We start from the raw sequence: 644 nt of genomic DNA, 5'->3' as shown, positions 1-644 counted from the left end.
TCAAAGGTTCATATCACCTCGCCGGCGCTTTTCGCAGATTAGCACGTCCTTCATCGCCTCTGACTGCCAGGGCATCCACCGTGTACGCTTAGTCGCTTAACCTCACAACCCGAAGATGTTTCACTTCCGATTGCGAAAATTTGAGAGACTCGAACACACATGAGCTGTGTGTCGTTTCAATTTTCAGCTTGATCCAGATTTTTAAAGAGCAAAACTTCGCAGTGCACCTTTTCAGGTTCACTCTGAAGTTTTCTTGTGTTCGCAGTAAAGGATGGTGGAGCTATGCGGGATCGAACCGCAGACCTCCTGCGTGCAAGGCAGGCGCTCTCCCAGCTGAGCTATAGCCCCATCGTTTGTAATCTCTGTACCGCTCATCCTTTAAAAGGAGTTTGGTAGGCCTGAGTGGACTTGAACCACCGACCTCACCCTTATCAGGGGTGCGCTCTAACCACCTGAGCTACAAGCCTGCAGAGATTTTTTACTGCTGTTTTTCATCAGACAATCTGTGTGAGCACTGCAAAGGCAGGTTCTTTAAGGTAAGGAGGTGATCCAACCGCAGGTTCCCCTACGGTTACCTTGTTACGACTTCACCCCAGTCATGAATCACAAAGTGGTAAGCGCCCTCCCGAAGGTTAAGCTACCTA

General features: G+C 49.5%; 2 tRNA genes and 2 rRNA genes. All 4 read right to left on the bottom strand.

The window, feature by feature from the left end:
* Positions 1 to 102: ribosomal RNA gene (locus tag ACOTXC_RS22710) — 23S ribosomal RNA — on the bottom strand; the annotation flags it as partial.
* 170 nt (positions 103 to 272) lie between these two features.
* Positions 273 to 348: transfer RNA gene (locus tag ACOTXC_RS22705), tRNA-Ala, on the bottom strand.
* A gap of 42 nt (positions 349 to 390) precedes the next feature.
* Positions 391 to 467: transfer RNA gene (locus tag ACOTXC_RS22700), tRNA-Ile, on the bottom strand.
* A gap of 70 nt (positions 468 to 537) precedes the next feature.
* A 16S ribosomal RNA gene (locus ACOTXC_RS22695) occupies positions 538 to 644 on the bottom strand; the annotation flags it as partial.

Source organism: Enterobacter cloacae complex sp. IR5428 (assembly GCF_049238585.1).
Lineage (GTDB): Bacteria > Pseudomonadota > Gammaproteobacteria > Enterobacterales > Enterobacteriaceae > Enterobacter > Enterobacter intestinihominis.
This window is presented reverse-complemented; position numbering and strand designations above follow the sequence as displayed.